Source organism: Candidatus Polarisedimenticolaceae bacterium, assembly GCA_036275915.1.
GTDB lineage: Bacteria > Acidobacteriota > Polarisedimenticolia > Polarisedimenticolales > DASRJG01 > DASRJG01.
In genome coordinates, this window is the sequence record DASUCV010000009.1 from 165,458 (window position 1) to 183,718 (window position 18,261).

20 protein-coding genes are annotated in these 18,261 nt (G+C 68.0%); 5 read left to right on the forward strand and 15 right to left on the reverse strand.

Translation table 11 applies throughout. The features are described from left to right. The first annotated feature begins 164 nt into the window (after window positions 1-164). Complete coding sequence (locus VFV19_07700) at window positions 165-593, forward strand: response regulator transcription factor (GenBank protein ID HEX4824183.1); 429 nt, start codon at window positions 165-167, stop codon at window positions 591-593. Between the two features lie 7 nt (window positions 594-600). On the opposite strand, the gene VFV19_07705 is transcribed toward VFV19_07700, so the two are convergent. The 9 genes from VFV19_07705 to VFV19_07745 all read right to left on the reverse strand — a co-directional run bounded on the left by VFV19_07705 (window position 601) and on the right by VFV19_07745 (window position 6,138). Next, window positions 601-987, reverse strand: coding sequence for a VOC family protein (locus VFV19_07705; protein HEX4824184.1), 387 nt, complete (start codon window positions 985-987; stop codon window positions 601-603). Window positions 988-1,048: 61 nt separating this feature from the next. Continuing rightward, entirely contained in the window at window positions 1,049-1,411 is a 363-nt protein-coding gene (locus VFV19_07710; protein ID HEX4824185.1) for a hypothetical protein, read from the reverse strand. A 2-nt stretch (window positions 1,412-1,413) separates the two neighbouring features. Beyond that, window positions 1,414-2,016: a hypothetical protein gene (locus tag VFV19_07715; GenBank protein HEX4824186.1), complete on the reverse strand. Its 603-nt coding sequence runs from the start codon at window positions 2,014-2,016 to the stop codon at window positions 1,414-1,416. A 2-nt stretch (window positions 2,017-2,018) separates the two neighbouring features. Then, window positions 2,019-3,245, reverse strand: coding sequence for an NAD(P)-binding domain-containing protein (locus tag VFV19_07720; protein ID HEX4824187.1), 1,227 nt, complete (start codon window positions 3,243-3,245; stop codon window positions 2,019-2,021). An 18-nt stretch (window positions 3,246-3,263) separates the two neighbouring features. Further along, window positions 3,264-4,004 (reverse strand): nucleotidyltransferase domain-containing protein, encoded by a 741-nt coding sequence (locus VFV19_07725; GenBank protein ID HEX4824188.1) that lies wholly within the window; start codon window positions 4,002-4,004, stop codon window positions 3,264-3,266. Window positions 4,005-4,064: 60 nt separating this feature from the next. Further along, window positions 4,065-4,823, reverse strand: a complete 759-nt coding sequence (locus VFV19_07730) for a nucleoside phosphorylase (protein ID HEX4824189.1) — start codon at window positions 4,821-4,823, stop codon at window positions 4,065-4,067. 51 nt (window positions 4,824-4,874) lie between these two features. Then, window positions 4,875-5,411 (reverse strand): thioredoxin domain-containing protein, encoded by a 537-nt coding sequence (locus VFV19_07735; GenBank protein ID HEX4824190.1) that lies wholly within the window; start codon window positions 5,409-5,411, stop codon window positions 4,875-4,877. Beyond that, the gene (locus VFV19_07740; protein ID HEX4824191.1) at window positions 5,408-5,896 is read right to left on the reverse strand and encodes a redoxin domain-containing protein; all 489 of its coding nucleotides are present in this window, start codon (window positions 5,894-5,896) and stop codon (window positions 5,408-5,410) included. The genes VFV19_07735 and VFV19_07740 overlap by 4 nt, the downstream gene beginning before the upstream one ends. Then, a complete protein-coding gene (locus VFV19_07745; GenBank protein HEX4824192.1) occupies window positions 5,893-6,138 on the reverse strand; it encodes a DUF2630 family protein in 246 nt (81 codons plus the stop codon). The genes VFV19_07740 and VFV19_07745 overlap by 4 nt, the downstream gene beginning before the upstream one ends. 99 nt (window positions 6,139-6,237) lie before the next feature. Here VFV19_07745 and VFV19_07750 point away from each other — a divergent pair, with 99 nt between their 5' ends. After that, entirely contained in the window at window positions 6,238-6,816 is a 579-nt protein-coding gene (locus VFV19_07750; protein HEX4824193.1) for a hypothetical protein, read from the forward strand. On the opposite strand, the gene VFV19_07755 is transcribed toward VFV19_07750, so the two are convergent. Next, the gene (locus VFV19_07755; protein HEX4824194.1) at window positions 6,813-8,201 is read right to left on the reverse strand and encodes a serine/threonine-protein kinase; all 1,389 of its coding nucleotides are present in this window, start codon (window positions 8,199-8,201) and stop codon (window positions 6,813-6,815) included. The genes VFV19_07750 and VFV19_07755 overlap by 4 nt on opposite strands. A 104-nt stretch (window positions 8,202-8,305) precedes the next feature. Here VFV19_07755 and VFV19_07760 point away from each other — a divergent pair, with 104 nt between their 5' ends. Beyond that, a complete protein-coding gene (locus VFV19_07760) occupies window positions 8,306-10,702 on the forward strand; it encodes a mechanosensitive ion channel domain-containing protein (protein ID HEX4824195.1) in 2,397 nt (798 codons plus the stop codon). A gap of 12 nt (window positions 10,703-10,714) precedes the next feature. Here VFV19_07760 and VFV19_07765 read toward each other — a convergent pair whose 3' ends face one another. The 3 genes from VFV19_07765 to VFV19_07775 are packed head-to-tail and all read right to left on the reverse strand — an operon-like array spanning window position 10,715 to window position 13,556. Next, window positions 10,715-11,125: a cyclic nucleotide-binding domain-containing protein gene (locus VFV19_07765; GenBank protein ID HEX4824196.1), complete on the reverse strand. Its 411-nt coding sequence runs from the start codon at window positions 11,123-11,125 to the stop codon at window positions 10,715-10,717. Then, window positions 11,122-11,940, reverse strand: coding sequence for a PEP/pyruvate-binding domain-containing protein (locus tag VFV19_07770; GenBank protein ID HEX4824197.1), 819 nt, complete (start codon window positions 11,938-11,940; stop codon window positions 11,122-11,124). The genes VFV19_07765 and VFV19_07770 overlap by 4 nt, the downstream gene beginning before the upstream one ends. Next, window positions 11,937-13,556: a PEP-utilizing enzyme gene (locus VFV19_07775; protein ID HEX4824198.1), complete on the reverse strand. Its 1,620-nt coding sequence runs from the start codon at window positions 13,554-13,556 to the stop codon at window positions 11,937-11,939. The genes VFV19_07770 and VFV19_07775 overlap by 4 nt, the downstream gene beginning before the upstream one ends. Window positions 13,557-13,710: 154 nt before the next feature. Here VFV19_07775 and VFV19_07780 point away from each other — a divergent pair, with 154 nt between their 5' ends. Beyond that, a complete protein-coding gene (locus tag VFV19_07780; protein HEX4824199.1) occupies window positions 13,711-14,220 on the forward strand; it encodes a hypothetical protein in 510 nt (169 codons plus the stop codon). Between the two features lie 6 nt (window positions 14,221-14,226). Next, window positions 14,227-14,862, forward strand: a complete 636-nt coding sequence (locus VFV19_07785) for an NADPH-dependent F420 reductase (GenBank protein ID HEX4824200.1) — start codon at window positions 14,227-14,229, stop codon at window positions 14,860-14,862. 97 nt (window positions 14,863-14,959) lie between these two features. Here VFV19_07785 and VFV19_07790 read toward each other — a convergent pair whose 3' ends face one another. Next, a complete protein-coding gene (locus VFV19_07790) occupies window positions 14,960-16,828 on the reverse strand; it encodes a tetratricopeptide repeat protein (GenBank protein HEX4824201.1) in 1,869 nt (622 codons plus the stop codon). After that, window positions 16,825-18,258, reverse strand: coding sequence for a S41 family peptidase (locus VFV19_07795; protein ID HEX4824202.1), 1,434 nt, complete (start codon window positions 18,256-18,258; stop codon window positions 16,825-16,827). The genes VFV19_07790 and VFV19_07795 overlap by 4 nt, the downstream gene beginning before the upstream one ends. Between the last annotated feature and the right edge of the window lie 3 nt (window positions 18,259-18,261).

Below are 18,261 nucleotides of genomic sequence, written 5' to 3' on the forward strand. Positions count from 1 at the left end.
CGGGGTATACCCCCGGGTATTCGGAGAAGCACCCGGGGGTGGGCGCCGCCGGGACCCCCTCCGGGGTCGATTCGGCCGGGAGCGGGGGTTTACCCCGATGGTACGGGGAAGGCTGTCAACGAATACTCCCGGCCCGGAGGATGAGGGTGGTCACTGGGGGGGTCATGCGGGTCCTGCTCGTCGACGACAGCGAACGCTTTCTCGAGAGCACGAAGCGGTGGATCCAGTCGCGACACGATCTGGAGCTCGTCGGCACTGCGTCGACGGGCGTCGAGGCGCTCGACGCCGTCGCTCGCTTGCGGCCGGATCTCGTCATCGTCGAGGCCGCGCTCACCGGCATGGACGGCTTCCGCGTCGCGCGTCAGCTCAAGATCAAGGACGCGTCGCCGCTCGTGCTCCTCGTCTCCTTCTACCCGAGCGTCGCCGCGAGGAACGAAGCGTTCGCCGCCGGCGCGGACGCCTTCCTGGCGAAGGACGATTTCTCGGACGAGATCGAGTCGATCCTCGAGAGGTGGCGCGCCGCGCGACCTGTGGAGGACCAAGCGCCGGCCGCGCGAGCACGGCGCGAGCTCAGGGACGTGCCGGAGGCCTAGATTCGCCTCACATCCCCGGCGGCGGCTCCCACAGCTCGACCTTGTTGCCTTCGGGATCGATGACCCAACCGAACTTCCCGTAGTCGGAGTCGTCGACCTTGTCGAGGACCTTGCAGCCCTCGTCCTTCAACGCCTTCAGCAGCGCACGGAGATCCGCGACGCGGTAGTTGACCATGAACGACGCGTCGCTGGGCGCGAAGTGGTCGGTGTCGGCGGGATCGATCGACCACGCCGTCGCGCCGCCGACCGGCTTCCCTTCGTCATCGGTCCAGTGGAATGCCGCGCCTCCCCACGGCTGAACGTCGATGCCCAGGTGTTGCTTGTACCAAGCCTGCATCGCCTTCGGATCCTTGGCCTTGAAGAAGATGCCGCCGATGCCGGTGACACGTTTCATGACGACCTCGATGGAAAGTCGGGAAGTATCCCCCGCCGGTGAGCAAATGAGAAGGCCGGATTCAATAAGGGAGATCGTCCGGGCCACGGCCCACGAAGTCGGGCTCGGGATCCTGCTCGAACTGAACCGCTTCGATCTCGGTCCGGTTCAAGAGCAGCGCCTTCGCGACGCGGTGCCGTCCGTCCATCACCTCACCCGTCGCGGCGAGAATGATCGGAAACGACAGATCGGCCTCGTCGATCAGCCTCACGTGCTCGACCATCGCCCGCCACGTGGGCGGGTTGGACCAAGCCTCGTCCAGCTCCCGGATCGCCTTCAGCGGAACCAGCTTCTTGGGAAAGCTCGAAGTGAGCCGGACGAGGCGGTCCACGTCCCAGGCCAGGAGCCCTCGAGGCGATTTCCGGAAGTAGTACTGTTTGCGCACGGTCAGCGAAGATAACGATCGTAGACCGCGCGATATCCCAACGCCTCGGCGAGCCGGCCCAAGGTCGCGCTCAGACCGACTTGAAGCGCGATCGGGATCGACGCATCGAAGCCGCCGTGCTTCGTGAGCGCGCGTCCCGTCGCGGCGAACTGGAAGAGGTTCTTCGGCATCCCCTTCTTGCCGACCCGCCCCTCGCGCGCGAGCCCGAAGATCGTCGCGAACGCGCCGAGCACGTCGTGCACGGCCTCCGGCGTCGACGCGCCGAAGTCGTTCGTCTGCCGGTAGACCATGACGCCCGACCCGGTGTTCCAAGGATGAACATGCGGGACCTTGGGCGGCATCACGATGCGTTCGCCGACCGTCAGATCGCCTTGCGCCGTTCCGAGCCGATACGTTGCGGAGCCCTGAAGGATCTCGAATGTTTCCGTCCAGGTTCGATGCATGTGCGCCAAGAACGCAGGCGGCGCCCCCTCTGGACAATGGACCTCGATCACCCAGCCGCGGCCCGACGTTTCCTTCGCCCCTTGAATCACGACGATTCGAGTCTGGGTCTTCGGGTCCGTCGTCTCGAACCCTGGGCCGATCGTGCTGCTGCCGGCAGCCACCGCTACCTCCTCGGCTGAGCGAGCTGCCCGGCGACGTGCTCGGCATCTCGGCCAACGCCGAAGATGAGCCCCGATCCGCGCGTGTGCATCCAGTGCAGGCCGACGAAGTAGAGCCCGGGAAACGCGGTGACGCCCTGCCGCTGGGTTGGATACCCGTACTCGTCGAACACCGGCAGATCGACCCATCCGTAGTCGAATTCGTAGCCCGTCGCCCACAGCACCGTCGATATCCCGGACCGTCGCAGGTCCACGTCCCCCTCGGCGCGCGCGATCGGCGCCGAGCGAAAGAAGTCGGTCTCGTCTGCTGGCGCGCTGATGCCGCGCTCGCGGATGAAGGCGTCGATCTCGGCGATGAGCTTCCTCGCCATGGCGTCGGCGCGGGCGAGGTTCCCGTCCAGGTCGTCGGAGAATCGGACATGTCGACCTTCGGCGCCGATGAAGCGGCCGGCGAGCGTCACGCCCATCGCAGCGAGCGTCCGCAGGTTCAGGTCGTGGCCGCCGGCTCGTCCCGTCTGGATCGGCGGGGCGCTCATGCGGTCCTTCTTCGAGGCCAGAATATCGACGGAGTGCTCGAACCATCCCATCTGCGAGCGCCACAACACGTTGTCCCTGCCCCGGTAACGGCGCGGGAACCACCCGACGTCGCTGGTCGAAAGGGTGACATCCCGGCCGGCCTCCCGAAGGTCCTCGGCGATCTGACACCCCGTCTGCCCGGATCCGACGACGAGCACCGCGCCGTCGGGGAGCTGCGACGCGTTACGGTAGTCAACGGCGTGAAGTTGGAAGACGCCGTCGAGGCCCGCGGCTTCCCGCGGCACCTTCGGCCGCTGATAGGGGCCGGTGGCCACCACCACGTTCTTCGCCCCGATGACGCCGTCTCCGACTTCGATCATGTATCGGCCGACGGCCTCGTCACGCCACAGCCTCCGTGCTTCGACCCCCTCCCGAACCGGCACGTGCGCCATGCGGGCGTACCGATCGAAGAAGCTGACCAGGTCGTCCTTTCCCATGTATCCGTCGGGATCGCTGCCCTCGTACGGAGCGCCCGGCAGCGTGCAGGACCAATTCGGCCCGATGAGGGTGAACGAATCCCACCGCCTCGAGCGCCATGCGTCCGCAACCTTCGATCGCTCGAGGACGAGATGCTCGCACCCGCGCTCTGAGAGGCAGTAGCTGGTGGCGAGGCCCGCCTGACCGGCACCGATGACGACGGTCTCGAGGCCGATCATCGTATCGCCTGCACGAGATTACTTTACCGCGTCGCGCCGCCATGCGGCCGGCGCGTCGGACCGGTAACCTTCGAACAGCGGACCGCCGGCATCTCGGAGCAGATCCTCCGCCAGGCGAACGACAGGTCCCGAGTCGTGGTGCTCGAACAGGCGATCGAAGGCATCGCCGTATCGGACCGAGAGCGCCGGGTCGGCGCTCTGTAACGCACGTGCGACGCTCTTCCCCCTCCCCGACCAGTGTCCGGTTCGGCGCAAGTGATAGTCGGCCAGGAGCTCGTACAACCGCGTTCCGGCACCGATCAGCTCGTCATGGGTTCTGGGTGCGCGCAGATCATCGAGAAGGTCGGAGACGGAGTACCGCATCCGTCGCTCGGTGTCGACATCGAGAGCGGGTGGCCCGGCGGCGATGACGCTCCTCGCCATCTCCTTCAACATCCGTGACGTCGAGGACGGACCGGGGACCTCGAATCCTTCGACCACCATCTGCGGGAGAGAGGGAATACCGCTCGGCCTATCGACCTCCAGGAAGAAGTATTCCAGTGTCGCGGGGTCATGCACGAAGGCTTCCACCGGATAGCCCCCGCGTCGGAACGATTCACGATAGGCCTGCGGAACCTGTGGGTACACGACCACGAGATCGAGATCGGAGAATGCCGTGCCCTCTCCACGAACGATCGACCCGGCGGCGAAAACGACGTCGGCGTCCGGGTACTGTTTCAACCGGATCTCGTCTACCAACTTCTCGATGCCTTCGTCCATCGCAATCTGCCTTTGTCATACCGCGAAATGCGGTCCTTATGTCCAGTATCGGCCAGCTCCTCAGAGCGCGAGGCAGGCGTCCGCGCACAGCCAGAAAAGTCGCTCGCGTGCTTGCTCTCGCGATTGGCCGGCGCGGGCGTCGTGGTCGGCGCCGCTGAGATCGTCGCCACCGTAGAGGAGCTGACCGAAAGCGACGTTGCGGAACCGGGCGACGGCCGTCAGCGCCGCGCATTCCATCTCGACCGCGATGCAGCCTTCGTCTTTGCGACGAGCGATCTTGGCCGCCGTCTCGCGATAGGGTGCGTCGGTGGTCCATGTCTTCCCGCGCCTGTAAGGCGTGCCTCGCCGATCGAGCGTGTTCGCGAGCGCGATGATCGCGGTCTCGTCCGCGATCACTTCACGGCCTGGAGGGAGGTAGTGGTACGAGACGCCTTCGTCGCGGACGGCGCTGGTGACGATGATGGGCGCTCCGACGGCGATGCCGTGCTCGAGGACGCCGCAGCCGCCGCAGGCGATGAACTTCCGGCAGCCGAGCGCGATGACTTCTTCGAGCAACCCGGCCGCCAAGGGCGCGCCGACTCCAGGATGGAAGAACGCGAGTCGTCGATCGAGGTGCGTGGTCTCGTACACGGGATGATCGCCATCTTCCCAGCGTTGGGTCGCGACGAGGCGAGTACGGTGATCGGCGACGACCTTGTCGATCACCTCGCGGAAAAAGCAGATGACGCAGTGCTCGGGAACGTCGCGCGGCTGGATCGCCCGCGTAGGCTCGATGAGAGCGGTCGGTGCAGGGTCATGCTCGAGGATCGGGATGCTCATGGCGGCATTGTGAGGCCTTGCCACCGAGAGGTGAAGAGCGTCCGAGGTTCGTCAGCGCCTTCGCGCCGGCATCGCCTCCTGCAGATCGTCGAAGAGGGACTGGAGGTCCCACGGCCCGTCGACGCGCGTCCCGTTGATGAAGAACGTCGGCGTGCCGTTGACGCCGCTGCGCGCGCCGGAGGAGAAGTCTTCCTCGACGGCGCTGGCGTAGGTGTGTGCAGACAGGGCTTGCCTTATCTCGTTCGGGTCGATTCCGACCTCGGTTCCGTAGCTCGCCAGGTCCTCGTCTTCGAGGTGCTTCTGGTGGGCGAAGAGCGTGTCGTGCATCTCCCAGAACTTGCCGTGCGCGGCGGCGGCTTCGGCGGCCTCCGCGGCATGGCGCGCGTGCGGGTGGCTGTGCTCGAGCGGGAAGTGGCGGAAGACGAAGCGGAGGCTGCCGGCCATGCGGCGGCGCAGCTCGTGGACGATCGGGTGCGCGCGCATGCAGTGCGGGCACTCGAAGTCGCCGTACTCGACGAGCGTGACGGGCGCGTCGTCGGGGCCGGCGGTGTGGTCGGCCTTCGAGACTGCCGGGCGCAGGCGGCTCATCGGGCCTCGGTGCCGGCGCCGATCGCATCGAGCGCGTCGAGGATGCCGTCGGCGCCGGGGTTCACGCCGATCGGCGAGACGTACGACCAGCGGATCGTGCCGCCGGCGTCGATGACGAAGAGGGCGCGCTCCGATTCGCCGTCCTCCTCGCGGTAGACGCCGTAGCGGCGCGAGACCTCGCCCTTCGGCTCGAAGTCGGCGAGCAGCGGGAAGCGGAGCTTCCGGTCGCTCGCGAAGGCGCGGTGACACCAGACGCCGTCGACCGAGATGCCGAGGAGGTGCGCGTCGTAGCGCGCGAACTCTTTCAGCACCTCGTTGTAGAGCCCCATCTGATCGGTGCAGACGGGGCTCCAGTCGGCGGGATAGAAGGCGAGGATCACGGGCTTGCCGCGCAGCTCGGAGAGCGTGACCTTGCGATCGGGGCCGGCGCCGAGCGTGAAGTCGGGTGCTTCGCTCCCCGCTTGAAGCGCCTTCACCTCGCTCACTGCTCGTACTTCTCGACGACGTCGGCGGGGCGGACCCTCGCACGGTCGGGGTCGTCGCCGAACTCCCTGAGCGCGCGACGCTGGCGCAGGAGGTCCCAGCACTGGTCGAGCTCGACCTCGATCGCGGCGAGACGCTTCTTGTCGGCGTCGCTCGCGGTCTTGTGGTCGCGAAGGTGGTGCTCTTCCTTCACGAGATCTTCGATGTGATGGCGGACGGTGCGGTCCGACCCTTCATTGGCCATGGCAGGTTTCTCCTGTCGGGATGACGATCCGTGGACGGGAGAGATTCTACGCCCGGGACGCGAACGGCGGCGCCTCTGCTTCCCGCATACAATCGCTCCATGTTCGCAACCGCCGCTTTGTTGCTCGCCGTCAATGCCGCGACCTTTCAATGGCCCGTCGCCGAAGGGTGGAAGTCGGAGACGATGAGCTTCCCGCTCGAGTTCGCGAAGGACCTTCCCTACCAGGGCGTCGAGGAGCTGCGCTTCTCGCCGGGGATGTTCAAGCCGGACGACGACGGCTTCTTCTCGTATGCCTTCGTCTGGTGGCTCGACGGGCACCCGCCGCTCGATCAGACGGAGCTTCAGGACGACCTGACCCGCTACTTCGCCGGCCTCTCGACCGACGTCGGCAAGGAGAAGGGGTTCACGATCGATCCGAAGAGCACCTCCGCGTCCGTGAAGGTGAGCTCCAAGGAGCAGGCGAAGCGCGGCCACGCGGTCCACACGTACACGGGGACAGTGAAGACGTACGACGCCTTCGTCACCGGCAAGCCGATTACCCTCAACGTCGAGATCTGGGTGTGGGATTGCAACGAGGCGGGCAAGCGCGCCGCGCTCGTTCTCGTCTCACCGAAGCAGCGCAGCGTTCCGATCTGGGGCGCGCTCGAGAAGCGGCGGAACGAGTTCGTCTGCCACTAGCTCGGCTGCACGAGCAGCTTGTCGCCCTTCATCTTGATGCGGATCGCCGTCGAGGCCGACTTCGGGAAGTCGATCGTGCAGGCGTCGGAGGTATAGGTCGCGCCGTCGTGCCCGACGACCTGCGCGCGCACGCTGTGGGTGCCCGCCGCGACCTTGACGGGATCCCACACGGTCGTCTGCGAGACCGTGAGGCGGCTCTTCGTGAACGCTTCGTTCAGAATGCGCGTGCCGTCGAGGACGACGACGAGGCGTCCTTCGCGGATGCGGTGCGTGAAGCTGATCGTCGTCTCGGAGGTGCCGACCGGCGCCTTCGGTGCGGCCCGCTTCGGAGCGGGTGCCGGTGGCGGTGTCGGCGACGGGGTCTTGGGCTTCGCCGCGACGGGCGCGGGTGGAGCGGGCACCGTCTTCGCCGCCGGAGCGGCCGGAGGTTCCGCGGATCCTCCGCGCCCGGCATGCCATGCGAAGAACGCGACGCCGGCGAGGAGCATCGCGGCCGTGAGCGGCCAAAGCGAAGTGCGCTTCTGCGAGGCGCGCGGCGTCAGGCGCGCCTCGCGCTCGCCGAGACATCGCACGAGCGCTTCATGGAATGCGGTGCCGCTCGCGAACCGGTCGGCGGGCTCCTTCGAGAGCATGAGGCCGAAGATGCGGTCGAGCGAGGCGGGGAGCTGCGGATTCGCCTTGCTGATGGGAATGGGATCGTTGTGGGCGATCGCGTGGGCGATCGCGACGACGTCGCCGCCCGTGAACGGCTTCGTGCCGGTCAGGATCTCGTAGCTCAGGATGCCGAGCGAGAAGAGGTCGGCGCGCGCGTCGAGCGGGCGGCCGGCCACCTGCTCGGGCGACATGTACGCCGGCGTCCCGAGCTGGGCCAGGTCCTGGGTCAGGGACGACGACGCGATCTGCGTGATGCCGAAGTCGACGATCTTCGCGGCGCCCCGCTCCGTGAAGAGAATGTTCGACGGCTTGACGTCGCGGTGCACGAGATCGCGCTCGTGCGCCGCGTCGAGCGCGGAGGCGATCTGCCCGATGATCGCGAGCGAGAGATCGACGCCGAGGCTCCCCTCCGCGATGCGCTCGTCGAGGCTGCCTCCCGCCAGGTACTCCATGACGATGAACGGCTCGCCGCTCGCCTCGTCCTCGCCGACGTCGAAGATGCGCACGATGTGCGGGTGGTCGATGCAGCCCGCAGCCTGGGCCTCGCGGCGGAACCGCTCGCGGATGATGTAGGCCTGGTCGGGGGCGAGGCCGCGCGCCGGGTGGAGCACCTTGATCGCGACGGTCCGATGGATGAGAGGGTCCTCGGCGCGGTAGACGACTCCCATCGCCCCCCTTCCGATCGGGTCCAGGCGCACGTAACGTCCGATGCGCTCGCCGGACATTCCCATCCTTCATTGAATATGGGCACGCCTGCCCGGAAGCCAAGCCGGGCGCTTGTCGCAACCGCATCTTCCGGCGATCGACCGCACGTTTCCGTGAAATGATGCGAGCGATGGCCGGTCGATTCTTCACGGCACTGCTCTTCTGCCTCAGCGCTGCGGTCGCGGCCGAGCCGGCTCCCGCTCCGCCGCCGGCCGCCGCTCAAGCTGCCGCACCCAAGCCTCCTGCGCCGATCGCGGAGTCGGAGGTGCCGCGCGCGGCGATCGCCGCCGAGACGAAGATCCGGTCCCTCAAGTCGCTCGCGTCGCGGACCTACGAGACCGCCGAGATCGTCGCGGAATCGAAGGGCGTGCTCGAGTCGGTCGACGCGCTCAAGGGATGGATGCAGGCGCGCGAGCCGGCGCAACAGACCTCCCGCGCCCTCCGCAGCATCGGCCAGGAGTGGAGGCTCGACGCGGAGCTGCTCCGCGGGTGGATGGAGACGACGAGCCACCGCCTGGACGCGCTCGGGGCGGCGCGCGACGAGCTGACGCGCCTCGAGAAGACGTGGGAGCTGACGGCGGCCTCGCTCAAGGAGGCCGGTGCCGTCGACGAGCTCGTCGATCGCGCCGGCACGGTCATCGCCGAGCTCGACCAGCTCGATCCGATGCTGCGGGACGAGACCGAGCGCGTGCTCCTCCTCCAGAGCCGGATCTCCGGCGCGAGCCTCGACGCGGAGGAGGCGCTCGACGCGATCGCGGCGGCGCTGCGCGAGGAGCGCCGCACGCTTCTGCAGCTCGACGGGCCTCCGATCTGGAAGGGCTTCGGCTCCCCCTCCGAGTCGCAGCCCCTCCTCCAGCAGATCTCCGCTTCGTATCGCGAGAGCATGCGTGCGCTCCGGCAATATGCGGACCGCGCCGGCCGCCAGATCACCTTCCAGGTCCTGCTCTTCGTGGTGCTCGCGGTCGTGTTCTTCCGCCTCCGTCGACGGGCCGGCACGTGGCCGGTGGACGAGCGCGACGTCCTCGCGTTCGCGCGCCTCGTCGACCGCCCCATCATCGGCGCGCTCCTCGTCGCGATCTTCTCGGGCGCGTGGATCCATCCGCGCGCGCCCGTCGCGTTCTACGAGATCTCGTCGCTCCTCCTCGTCGTGCCGGTCGTCGTCCTCATGGGCGGTGTCGTCCAGAGGCGCCTCCGCGGCTCGCTCTACATCCTCGCCGCGCTCTTCACCGCCGAGAGGCTGTGGGAATTGACGCCGCCGGGGACGACGCTCGAGCGAGGCCTCATGCTCGCCCTCACGGCGGTCACCGCCGTCGTTCTCTGGCGTACGCTCCGGCCCCCCGCGGAGGTGCCGGCGATCGTCGCCGGCCGCTGGCTCCAGGCGATCACGTTCGTGGCGCGCGCCGCCCTCGGCGCCCTCGCGATCGCGCTCCTCTCGAACCTCGTCGGCAACCTGTCGCTGGCGCGCCTGCTCACCACAGTCGTCGTTCGCGCGGCCTACGGCGCCGTCGTGCTCTACGCGGTGGCGCTGATCCTTCGAGGCGGCGTCACGCTCGCCGTCGCTTCGCCTTGGCTCCGGTCGTTCCGATCGGTCGCGGAACACGCCGACCTTATCGTCAGGCGGTCGCGCACCGTCATCCATACCGGCGCCGTCTTCCTGTTCTTGATCATCACGATCAACGCGACCGGGCAATGGAGCTTGATGAGGGAGGGTATCGGAGAGCTCCTGGCCCATCGATGGGGTATCGGAGGCGTCGGGTTCTCGTTCGAGATGGTCTTCATCTTCCTCGGCACGATCTACGCGTCGATCGTCGTGGCCAGGATCTTGCGCGCGGTGCTCGAGGACGACGTCTACCCACGCGTCGAGCTGCCGCGCGGCGTGGCGCAGACGGTGACGTTCGTCGTCCGCTACAGCGTGATCGCCGTCGGCTTCCTCCTCGCCGCGGCGATCGCGGGGATCCCGCTCGACCGGCTGGCGATCGTCCTGGGCGCCTTCTCCGTCGGCATCGGCTTCGGGCTCCAGACGGTCGTCAACAACTTCGTCTCCGGCCTCATCTTGATGTTCGAGCGGCCGATCCAGATCGGCGACGCGATCGAGGTCGGCGGGATCACCGGGCGCGTGCGCAGCATCGGCGTCCGCGCGAGCCGGATCGAGACCAACGACGGTGCCGAGGTCGTGGTGCCCAACGGCAACCTCGTCAGCAATCAGCTCATCAACTGGACCCTCTCCAACCGCAACCGCCGCATCGAGATTCCCGTGACGGTCGCCGCCTCGACCGATCCCGAGAAGGTCCTGACGATCTTGACGTCCGCGGTGGCGGGCCAGCCCAGCGTGCTCGCGCACCCGGCCCCTGCGGCGCTCGTCCGCGGCTACGGCGTCGGCCTCGACTGCTCCGTCTACTTCTGGACGTCGGACTTCGACGGGGCGACGACGCTCAAGAGCGACATGACGATGCGCGTCCACCGCGCGCTCGCCGCGTCGGGAATCGAGCGCCCGTCGTCGGTGCAGGACGTCAGGATCAAGCAGTAAAGCGCCGAGCGATCAGCTCGTCCTGGCGTCCCTCAAGAGGTGCGCCATCCTCTGGAGCAGTTTCCATCCGATGACGCCGTTCGCCTCGACGACGGGGCGAAAGTCCCAGAACGTGAGGCCCCAGAGGACGAGGTCGCTCGTCGCGGTGATCGTGGCGGTGCGGGGCCCCTCGTCGAACATCGCGATCTCGCCGAAGAAGTCGCCGGCGTGGAAGATCGCGCGCTCCCTGCCGCCGACGACGCAACGGCAGTCGCCCGACTCGACGACGTAGAAGGCGGCGCCGCCGGAGCCTTCCTGGATCACGATGTCGCCTGTCGCGAAGCGGCGCTCCTTGAAGAGGCGCGCGATCTGCTCGATCTCGCCCTTCGTGAGGTCGGCGAAGATCGGGACGCGGCGGAGAACGTCTTGCGGCGCGCCCTTCATGCGCCGGCCTTCGTGATCGCCCGGCACTGGAGGAGGAAGATCTTCCCGTCGGAGAGCGCCCACTCGATGTCCCGGCCGGGGCCGTAGATGACCTCGCACCGGCTCGCCAGCTCGTGGAGCTGCCGCAGGTGGTCGTCGTTCAAGGAGAGCGCCTCGACGAGATGCGGAGGCAGCGGATCCTCGATCGTGCCGCCCTCGGCCGCGCGCCGCACCGCGATCTTCTTGTAGCCGGGAATCCGCTCCAGGACGTTTCCCTGCCGGTCGATGCGGAAGTTGTCGGGGATCACGAGCGCCGCGACGACCGCCTCGCCGAGCCCCCACGCGGCCTCGATCACGCGCTCGTCGTCCCCCGTCACGGGGTTCGTCGTGAACATGACGCCCGCGGCTTCGGGGTCGAGGAGCGCCTGGACGACGACGCCCACGCTCGGGCGCGTGAAGCGGCCGATCTTCTGGCGGTAGGTGATCGCCGAGTCGGAGTTGGCCGACCACCACACCTTGTTGAGCGCCGCGCTCACGTCGTCCGCGGTCCTCACGTTCAGGAGCGTGAGATGTTGCCCGGCGAAGCTCGCCGAGGCGCCGTCCTCGTCGACGGCCGACGAACGCACGGCGAGCGGGCCGCCGAGCGGTCTCACCCTCTTGACGACCTCTTGCGTCGCGCGCGTCTCGCCCGACGCGACCGCTTCGACGATGTCCCCCGAGAGCGCGAAGCCGGGCGGGACCGGAAGGCCGTCGCGAATCGCCTGCCCCAAGCCCACCGCCTTGGCGCCGAAGAGCGCCTCTTCGTGGGCCTCTTCGAGGGGGACGACTCGCTTCAATCGAGCACCGTCACTTCACCGCGGTTGCCGTCGACGCGGAGGCGCGCGCCGTCCTTGATGCGATCGGTCGCCTCGCGCGTGCCGACGACGCCCGGGATTCCGTATTCCCGGGCGACGATCGCCGAGTGCGAGAGCAGGCCGCCGGCGTCGGTGACGATCGCGCCGAGGAGCGGCAGGAGGATGTTGAACGCCTCGGTCGTCGATTGCGTCACGAGGATGTCGCCCTTCGCGATGCGGCCGAACTCCGCGGGGCCATTGATCCTCCGTGCGGGGCCTTCGTAGACGCCCTTGCTCGCCGCGAGGCCGCGGAGCATGTGCGTTTCATGCTTTGCGTCCGAGCTGCCGAAGAGCGCGCCGAGCGCGACGCCGGTCGCGCGCATGAGGCGGCCGACTGCGGGCGGGAGCCCCGCGGGATCGGGCGGCGGAGGCGGCGGCGTCCCGAGGGTCTGCGGGACGTCCTTCGCGCTGTGCGCGGTGCGGAAGTCGTGCCGCTCGCGGAGCTCGTCGGCCGACGGGCCGCCGGTGCCGAGGAGGAGCGCCTTCATCTCGTCGAGACCGGCGTCGATGATGTGGACCGAATCGTGGATGCGGCCCTTCGCGTGGACCCGGCGCCCGGCGGCGAGCGCCGCGCGACGCATGAGCCCCGAGGCCCAGATGTCGCTGAAGACCCCCCGCTCGTCGCGGACGTGGTACGTGCCCCGCGCCTCCTCGAGGAGGCCGTCGAACGCTTCGCGGTGCGCCTCGGGAACCTTGGCGCGCACGTCGGCGATCCGTCCGTCGACGTCGGCGTGGGCGGTCTTCGCTCCCGAGAGGGCGACCTGGATCGCGCGGAGGAGCGCGTCGGGAAGCTCGAGCGCGTACGGGTTCGAGATGTCGAAGCCGTCGAGGAGGCGATAGCCGACGAGGTCGAGATAGCCCGAGACCGCCTCGCCCGTGCCACCGTCGAGCGCGCGCAGCTCGGCGAGGGCCTTCGCGGCGTCCTTCGATTGCAGGAGCTTCTGCGCGCGCGGATCCGCGGCGATCGCGTTGATCATCTTGTTCAGCTCGACGGACGCACCGGCAGAGACCGGCGACGTGCCGCGCATCAGCCCGAGCAGCTCCGCCGGTGGCAAGCCGGTCCAGTCGCCGACGTGCGCGAGGAAATCGCCGACGGGGACGATCGCCGCCGCGGTGAAGCGCATGTGCTGGTAGAGCATCTGTGCGTGATGGTCGCGGCAGCGCACGAGATGCGCGGCGAGCTCGGCGTCCGAGAGCGTGTCGGGATCGACCGCCTGGATCGCCTGGTGCGCGCGGATCGCCGCGGGCTTGAACGTGTCGTTCCAGTCGTCCCGCTGCTGGCGCCAGTACTTCGTCTCGATGACCTGCGCCGCGCGTGCGAACCGGGCGGGAATGTCGCTCTCGGGCGCGGGCCGGACGGTCCTGTAGCCGAACCCTTGGACGTACTTCATCTCGAGACCGTCGATGAGCATCCCGTAGCCGCGCGCGAACTCGCCGGAGCCGCGCAGGAACGCCTCGGGGTGGATTTCCATCCAGTAGCGCGTCGCCGGGCGCGGGAAGTGAACGGGATCGAGCTCCCAGAATCCGGGGCCGGGCGCGTCGAGAGAAAGTGTGGGCATCGAAGAACCTCCGCAACGGCCATTATGCGGAGGAAATAAGGGGACAGCTACCGAATTTCAGACGTAGGGCGGCCGGGCCTATTCAACCGGATAGGCTCGCGTACCACCGGTGGTACGGACCGTACCGCGGGTGGCGTCGGAGTAAACTCCGCCGGTGATCGGACCCACCTGGGACAACTTCTACGTAATCGTCGGGGGCGCGGCTGCGGCGCTCATCGGCGTTCAGTTCGTCGTCATCGCGCTCGTCTCGGGCTTGAGCACGCAGGTGACCGCCGAGTCGATCGCCGCGTTCGCCACGCCCTCGGTGGTCCACCTCACCGGTGCGCTCGTGCTCTCCGCGCTCATGACCGCGCCGTTCGCGTCGCCTTCGCCGCGGGCGATGACGATCGGCCTCTTCGGGATCGCCGGCATCGTGTACGCCGCGATCGTCATTCGCCGCACGAAGCGGCAGACGGTCTATCGGCCGGTGTTCGAGGACTGGCTGTGGCATACCCTTCTTCCGTTCGGTAGCTACGTCCTCCTGGTGATCGCCGCGCTCGTCATCACGCGGGGATGGGGTGCCTACGCCGTCGCCGCCGTCTCACTCGGCCTCCTCCTCATCGGCATCCACAACGCGTGGGACTCGATGACCCACATGCTCGTGAAGTCCCGCACGGAGCCCTGAGCCGCCATGCGCATCGGAATCCTCGGCTCGGGGCTCATGGGGGCGAAGCTCGGCGCGATCTTCGCGCGCGCCGGGCACGACGTCGTCTTCAGCTACTCGAAGAGCGAGAGCAAGCTCGCGCGCTTGGCCAAGGAGGCCGGAGCGCGCGCCGGGACACCGTCCGACGCGGCGAGGGGCGCCGATGCCGTCCTGCTCGCCGTTCACTGGTCCCGCGTCGGCGACGTGGTCAAGAAGGCGGGCGGTCTCTCGGGGAAGGTCATCGTCACCTGCTGCCTGCCGATGAGCCGCGACGACGGGCGCCTCGTCGTCGCGCACACCTCCTCCGGTGCGGAGGCGCTGGCGAAGAGGATCCCGGGCGCGCGCGTCGTCTCGGCGTTCGGCACGGTCCCGAGCGAGGTCCTCTTCGACGTCTTCGAGCGGCGGCGGCGGACGAAGCGGCCGAGCCTCGTCTACTGCGGGGACGACCGCCGCGCGAAGAAGGTCGCCGCGACGCTGATTCGCGACAGCGGCTTCGACCCGCTCGATGCCGGTCCGCTCACCGTCGCGCGTTTCCTCGAGCCTTTCACCCTTCTCGTCGCGCGCCTCGCCTACGACGTGCCCGGGGGGCCGGAGCTGGCGTACCGATTCGAGCGATACCGGTAAACCCGCGTCGCCGTGTCACACGGAGATCGCCTCGGCCCGTACGAGATCGTCGCGCCCCTCGGTGCGCGAGGCGATGCGGCGCGGCGAGACGAATTAGCTACGTTCCCTTCGACGCCAGCACCAGCACGTGGGTCATGAGGTAGTCGGTCACGGCACCGGCATCGCCCTTGGAGAGCGACTTCAGGCTGAGCCCGTAGCGCCGGTGGAGGACCTCGTAGAGCACGAAGCCCCGGAGATGACCGGCTTTCTCGATCTCGAGGATCCGGTCGAGGCTTTCGACTCGAGCGAATGGCTCCCTGCCCTCGTCCGGGTGGTTGTGCCCGTTGTCGTACGCCTCGGCCGCGGTCCTCATGGCGAAGACCTCCTCGTCGATGCTCGGCGCGGTCGACTCGGCTCCGCCGTATCGCTTGCGCACGTCCGGCTCGTTTCTCCACACGGACTTCGCCGACACGTAGCCGAGCCATGAAGGATCGACGATCTTCAGGTGGACACCATCCTTGTCGGCGAACGTCCCGCCCTGGATCGACGGCGCGAGGTCGCGAACGACGAGGCCCAAGAGCGAGACCCGCTTCACCGACTTGTCGAGAACAGGGTCGCCGGGCGCGCGGCAACGGAAGAGCGGAATGAGCGCGCCGGCCCCTTGGGCCGAGAGAACGGCCGACGGAACGTCGTCGGCCTTCGCACAGTCGACGACGTCGTCGCCCTTCAGGTTGAAGCCGTCGCGGAAGCGCGCGCGCTCGGCCGCGAGGAACTTGTCGGTGTCGGCGGCGGCGCCCTCGTCCAGCACGTAGTGCACCTTCGACTCGCTCATCGTCGTCACGACGAACATCGCAAGGCTCTCTTCGTTCGCCGTCTCTGGCTGGTCGGTCTTCTCGTTCAGCACGCCTTCCTTGCGCGCCCAGTCCTCGAAGGCTTTCAGGCGGTCGGCGTGCTGGGCGCGCCACGTGGTGGCCGCCTCCCCGAGCTTGCTTCCCATCGTGCCGTAGATGTACTCGTCGAGGAACCCGGCGTCGTCGATCTTGAGCAGGAGGTCGTAGCGGCCGGAGGCCGCCTTCGCGTCGCCTGCCTTCGTCTTCCGCCACTCGGGGATGACGATCGTCGAAAGGATCTCCTTCTCCTCCTCGAACGTCGGACGATACCCGCACGCCTCCGGGAAGCGCTTCCGGTGCTCGGTGGTGCGCCAGGCGACGCGCGAGAGCTTTTCGGCCAGGTCGATGGTGGAGTACTGGTCGCTCGGGTCGATCGTGACGTTGACGTTGTCCATTTCCTTGAGACGCGCGCGGACGCCGTCGGCGCGCGGGTCGTCCTTCCCGACCTCGAGGAACTTCGTCAAGTTGTCGTGCTCTTCGTAGTTGCAATCGTCCGCCTTCGCGAGCTTGGCGAGTTGGAAGTAGGCCGACGGCCTCTTCGGATCGAGGTCGCGGGCCTTCTTCATCTCGTCCTTGGCACCCTGCAGATCGCTCGAGCGAACCTTGCAGACCCCGAGATTGATGTGGCCCATGTAGCTCGACGGCTGGACGGCGAGGAGCGCTTCGTAGGTGGCCTTCGCGGCGTCGGCAAACCCCAGGTTGTCGAGGATGTTCCCCTTGAGAACGTAGGCACCTTCGCTCTTCGGATCGATCGTCAACGATCGAACGACCTGGTCGAGCGCCTTCGCCTGCTCCCCCATCTCGCTCAGCGTGAAGGCCGTCTCGTAATAGGCGCTCGCATTCACCGGATCGATGGCGAGCGCTTTGCGGTACGCGTCGAGCGCGTCGTCGTAGCGGCGAGCGTCGTGCGCCTGCGTACCGCGCTGAATGAGCTTGCGGACCTCGCTTCGGTCGCGATCGGAGACCGGCGGCGTCTTGTCGATCAGCGCCTCCACTTCGCGGACGACGTCGTCCTCCACGATCGGAAGCTCCCGCGGACCGGCGGCCAAGACACCGGTCATCACGAAGATTGCTGCGGCGGAGAGCGCACGTCTCATGGATGGCCTCCCAGGATCTCGATTGCCTTGCGGAGCACGGGATCGATCGCCGACGGGTCGTCCAGGTGGGGCACGTCGCTCTGAAGCAGCGCTTTCACGCGCGCCGCATCGTCTTGGCCGAGCTCCACGACGACGTCGGGCGTGAGCCCGACGCCGTCCCACGAGCGGCGGGAACCCGGATAGAAGTAGGTTCGCTCTACGAGCGCCAACGTGCCCTCGTCCAAGATGTCGTGGACGGTCTGTCCAACGCCCTTCCCGAACGTGCGCGAGCCGACGATCGTCCCGCGCTTGTGGACCTGCATCGCGGCGGCGAACGTCTCCGCCATCGATGCCGACTGGCCGTCGACGAGCACCGCGAGCGGCTGGCCGTGGTATTCGACCGTCGCGTCGACGTCGACCTCCTTGCCGGAGAGGTTGTCGCGGTAGCTCATGGTCGCTTGTCCGGGCCTGAGGAAGCAGTCGATCAGTGCGGGCGACGCTATTCCTCCTGGATTCGAGCGTAGATCGATCACGAGCCCGCGCATCGACGCGCGCTCGATCGCGCGGAGCGCACGCCGCAGCTCGACGATGCTCTCGACCGCGAAGCGGGAGATCCGCAGGTACGCGACGTCGCCCGCCGGCGTCCACGTGACGGTCGTGAACCTCCGGGGGATCGCTTCCGCCGCGAGCACGACGCGCTTTCCGCCGACCCCGGCGGTGACACTGTAGGAGAACGGCCGGAGGCTGAGCCAGTAGTGGGCGATCTCGGCGGACGACAGCTCGCCGATTGGACGTCCGTCGATGCCGACGATCTCGGATCCAGCGGCAAGTCCACCGCGGCCGAGCGCCTCGTCGTCCACCTCGCTCACGAAGTACCGCCCCTCACGCCGGATCGGCCGGAACCCGACGCAGAAACGTCGGCCCAGGTCTCGCGCGGCGTCGCTCGCGATCTCGTCCGCGTAGCGGTAGTGATCGTACCGATTGTGCAGCGAGCGCATGTAGCTCTCGATCCAGAGAAACCAGAGCGTATGGGTCAGGTTCGTCCGTGTGTCGCCGCGTGCGTCGAGGTCGTGCAAGGTCCGATCGATCATCGATTTAGCGAGCCGCGCGCCCCCGCCTTCGATCGGAAGCGATCGTTGCGGCCGCCCTCCGACGGACATCGACGCGGTCTTCCCGTCCTGTCCGACCGAGACCGTGACCGCGGAGAGCGCGGGGAGATCCGCCGCCCCGATGCAATCGGAGAGGATCCTGAGGACCTCCGGTGCATCGAACGGACGGTTCGTCGAGGCGGCCCCGGTCGCGAGCACCGCCTCGAAGATCTTGGGCTCCTGACCCTTGTAGGAAACGACATGAACGCGCCCCAGGTCGGGACAGCGTCCACCGTCCGCCCCCACCGCGGTGAGCGCGAGAGCCGCGAGGATCGAAGCTAGGGGTCGGCACCAACGACTCACGTT